Raw genomic sequence first — 3,796 nt, 5'->3', positions numbered from 1 at the left:
CCTACCACCTGCTGGATCACCCCCAGTCGGTCGACCTCTTGGTAGCTCATCGTAATATGCTCCTCTGCCATCACCCCTCCCGAAACCAAAAGGGGACATTTTAGAATTGGACAAAGGGGACATTACGGCTTTGGGCTAACAAGCTCATACACAAAATTGAGTATACCGGTGGCTTCATGCGACAATTCAGCCCCCGTTTTCCCATGGCATCCAGCCAACCCACAGGGCACAAACTACATGACGGCACACATACTGGATGGTCGAGCATTATCGGCCTCGCTGCAAACCGCATTCGCAGAAGAAATCACCGCCGCGGCATCCAAGGGTATTCGTCCGCCGGGGCTTGCCGTGATTCAGGTGGGCGATGACCCGGCCTCCAGCGTTTATGTGGCGAACAAGCGCAAAACCTGCGAAAAGATCGGCATGTATTCCGTTTCCAAGGATCTTGCGGCGGATATTTCCCAGGCCGAACTGAACGCACTGGTCGATCAATACAACGCCGACCCATCCATTGATGGCATTCTGGTTCAGCTCCCCCTGCCCGCCCATCTCAGTGCAGCAGAAATCATCGAGCGCATTCATCCCAGCAAGGATGTGGACGGCTTTCACCCGGAGAACATCGGCAAACTCGCGATTCGCCAACCGGCGTTGCGCCCCTGCACGCCCTTTGGTGTGATGAAGCTGCTCGAAACAGCAAAGGTGGATTTATATGGCATGGAAGCGGTCGTCGTGGGCGCATCGAACATCGTTGGCCGCCCCATGGCGCTCGAATTGCTGCTGGCAGGCGCGACCGTCACCGTGACCCACCGCTTCACCCGTGATCTTGAGGCGCATGTGCGCCGGGCCGATCTGCTCGTCGTCGCGGCAGGCAAGCCCGGCTTGGTGCGTGGCGACTGGATCAAGCCCGGCGCGATCGTCGTCGATGTCGGCATTCACCGACAAGAAGACGGCAGCCTGTGCGGTGATGTCGATTTTGCCGCTGCCGCCGAACGCGCTGCGTGGATCACGCCGGTGCCCGGTGGTGTCGGCCCCATGACCATCGCCATGCTGATGCACAACACCGTGCAATCCTGGCGCGAGCGAGTGGCCTGCTCTTGAGTAATCAAAGCTTGAGTGGCCCGAACCCTGTGCAACAGGACACGCCCGACTTCACCGAGATTGCCACGGCGCTCACCACATCCAAAAAAAACGACTGGAACATCGCACGGCGCTTTCGCGGCTTTATGCCGGTGGTGGTCGATGTCGAAACCGGTGGTTTGAATCCACAAACCGATGCCCTGCTCGAACTGGCCGCCGTGCTGCTGGATGTCGATGCCAACGGCAAGATCATTCCCGTCGATCGAATCCAGATTCATGTGCAACCGTTTGCAGGGGCCAACCTCAACCCCACGTCGATGAAAATAAACGGCATCGATATCGATCATCCGTTTCGCGGCGCGGTGGTCGAAACCGAAGCGCTCAAAGAATTTTTCCAGCCGATTCGTCAGCGCGTCAAACTCAACGGCGCACGGCGGGCGGTACTAGTCGGCCACAATGCAGCATTCGACCTCGCGGTCATCAACGCCGCCTGTGAACGCACGGGAAATAAAAAGAATCCATTCCACCCCTTCTCGACCTTCGACACCGTGACCCTATCAGCACTGGCCGTCGGTGAAACTGTACTCGCCAAGGCGCTGGAGGCCATCGGCCTTGAGTGGGACAGTCAACAGGCCCACGGCGCACTCTACGATGCCGAACAAACCGCCGAGCTGTTCTGCCGCATCGTCAACAACTTCTCCACCAGCAGTGGCCGCGCGGCCATGCGCGTGCCGAACCCGGTCAATCCCGCAAAATAACCACCACACGATCGATGGACTAAGCTCTTATCTGGGTGTGTCTGCATCCAAAGGGCGCCGTCCTTCGTACACAAAAGCGTCAATACCCGTCTCTTATTGCGTTCGCTTTATTGTTGTGGATTGTTTTGATGAAAAAACCTTGGTGGTCTGTACTAATTATTCTATCGATCTCATTTGGTCTGCAGGGTTGCTCCGGAGTGACCATACTGAACACCTTATCGCCGCGCGATGGTGTGCAGGTGACCCGCTCGATCGTGTTTGTTCGCCAGCATGAATTAAAGCTGGATGTGTACCAACCAGCGAATGCGTATGCAGCCCCCGTGATCGTCTTTTTCTGGGGCGGTCGGTGGGAAGATGGTGATAAATCCATGTATCGCTTCGTGGGCGCAGAGCTTGCCAGTAAAGGCTTTGTCGTGGTCATCCCCAACTATCGACTGTATCCCGATGTCACTTTCCCGGCCTTTGTGAACGACTCGGCCAAGGCCGTGGCGTGGACCCACGAACACATCAGCCAGTACGGCGGCAGTACCAACAAAATCGTGCTGATGGGGCATTCCGCCGGCGCCTACAATGCGGCGATGCTGGCCTTGAATCCTGCCTACTTAAAAGCCGTGGGTGGTTCGCGTCAATGGATTCGCGGCATGATCGGCCTGGGCGGCCCGTATGATTTCCTGCCCTTGGTCGAGCCCGACCTCAAAGCCATTTTCGGCCCGCCCAGCCAATACCCCGTCACCCAGCCCATTCATTGGGCCGATGGCAGCAACCCGCCCATGCTGTTGATCGAGAGCCGTGCCGACACGATCGTCTACCCGAAAAACACCCGTAATCTGTATGCCAAAATCAAAGAGAACGGTGGGCCGGTCGAGAAATTCATGGTGGATGATTTGAGCCATCCCATGCTGATCGGGGTGGTTTCCAATGTGCTGTCGTCTCAATCACCCATCCTGCAAAAAATCGTGTCGTTTGCAGATCGCGTGACATCGGAAAAACAAGTGCGCCAAGACGAAGAATCAGCCGACTCGCTGGCTCTCCCGAATCGTCCCTGAACCCGACCGGACCTGAACCGGATTTCTGTGGTTTGATTGGGGCCCGATTATCGCAGGGAACACACACATCGCAGCCGTCAGTTTTGCGAAACACCGCAATCGGGCAGCAAAGTAGGTTTTTCGAGGTACACTTTAAGGAATCACTGGAGAGTTAAATAAGCCCGAAAAACATCATTTCTGCTTTAGCTTATAAATATTATTGTTATTGAAGTCAGACACATAAACATTCCCGTGACTGTCAACAGCTATCCCTGCACAAATCATCGAATCAGCACCAGAGATAACTAGTGTCGAAACATCCCCTGATGGAGTTATTTTGCGGATTTTATTGTTCCCAACATCTGACACATAGATGTTTCCTTTTGCATCAACTGCAACGTCGCTCGGTTGATAAAATGATGCTGATTTGCCGATGCCATCAGCATCACCCTTAAGACCTGAACCAGCAAGAGTCGAGACCATTCCGGAGGGACTGATCTTACGAATCTGGTTGCCTATTAAATCTGCGACATAGACATTTCCTTTATTGTCAACCGTTAAACCCGCGACCGTCTTAAATGTAGCCACGTTCGCAGGTCCATTTCTATCACCCATTGCGCCAGAACCTGCAAAGACAGTAACTACTCCAGAAGTAGATAATTTCCAAATCTTATTATTGTTTGTATCTGAAAAATAAATATTCCCCCTGGGGCCGACAGCTAGGCTGCCAACACCTCCAAATGGAACGTTCTTACCTGCACCAGTGAGAGTCGACACACTTCCATCCGCGGTGATTTTGCGAATTTCTATATTGCCGAAATCAGCAACATAAATATCACCGTGAGCATCTATGGCCACATCTCCCGGATTGCTAAATGAGGCTACTCTTCGAATACCATTTTTATCGCCCATCTCGCCAGATCCAGCCAGAGTCGT

The 3,796-nt window shown here is 54.0% G+C and carries 4 protein-coding genes; 3 read left to right on the top strand and 1 reads right to left on the bottom strand.

Features of this window, described 5'->3' with window-relative positions:
* Window positions 1-237: 237 nt before the first annotated feature.
* From folD to M7R55_RS05040, 3 genes are all read left to right on the top strand, one after another.
* Window positions 238-1,098, top strand: coding sequence for a bifunctional methylenetetrahydrofolate dehydrogenase/methenyltetrahydrofolate cyclohydrolase FolD (gene folD / locus M7R55_RS05050; protein WP_298219094.1), 861 nt, complete (start codon window positions 238-240; stop codon window positions 1,096-1,098).
* A gap of 59 nt (window positions 1,099-1,157) precedes the next feature.
* The gene (gene rnt, locus M7R55_RS05045; protein ID WP_298219095.1) at window positions 1,158-1,835 is read left to right on the top strand and encodes a ribonuclease T; all 678 of its coding nucleotides are present in this window, start codon (window positions 1,158-1,160) and stop codon (window positions 1,833-1,835) included.
* Between the two features lie 197 nt (window positions 1,836-2,032).
* The gene (locus M7R55_RS05040; RefSeq protein WP_298219092.1) at window positions 2,033-2,881 is read left to right on the top strand and encodes an alpha/beta hydrolase; all 849 of its coding nucleotides are present in this window, start codon (window positions 2,033-2,035) and stop codon (window positions 2,879-2,881) included.
* A 171-nt stretch (window positions 2,882-3,052) separates the two neighbouring features.
* Here M7R55_RS05040 and M7R55_RS05035 read toward each other — a convergent pair.
* A partial coding sequence (locus M7R55_RS05035; RefSeq protein ID WP_298219090.1) for an SBBP repeat-containing protein occupies window positions 3,053-3,796 on the bottom strand: 744 nt, incomplete at its 5' end.

It is taken from the genome of Halothiobacillus sp. (genome assembly GCF_027346185.1).
GTDB lineage: Bacteria > Pseudomonadota > Gammaproteobacteria > Halothiobacillales > Halothiobacillaceae > Halothiobacillus.
Note: the sequence above shows the minus strand (reverse complement) of the source record. Positions and strands in the feature narration are given on the sequence as shown.

Excerpts from the sequence above, each read along its gene's own strand:
- folD (WP_298219094.1), top strand. The coding sequence starts at position 238 with ATGACGGCACACATACTGGATGGTCGAGCATTATCGGCCTCGCTGCAA.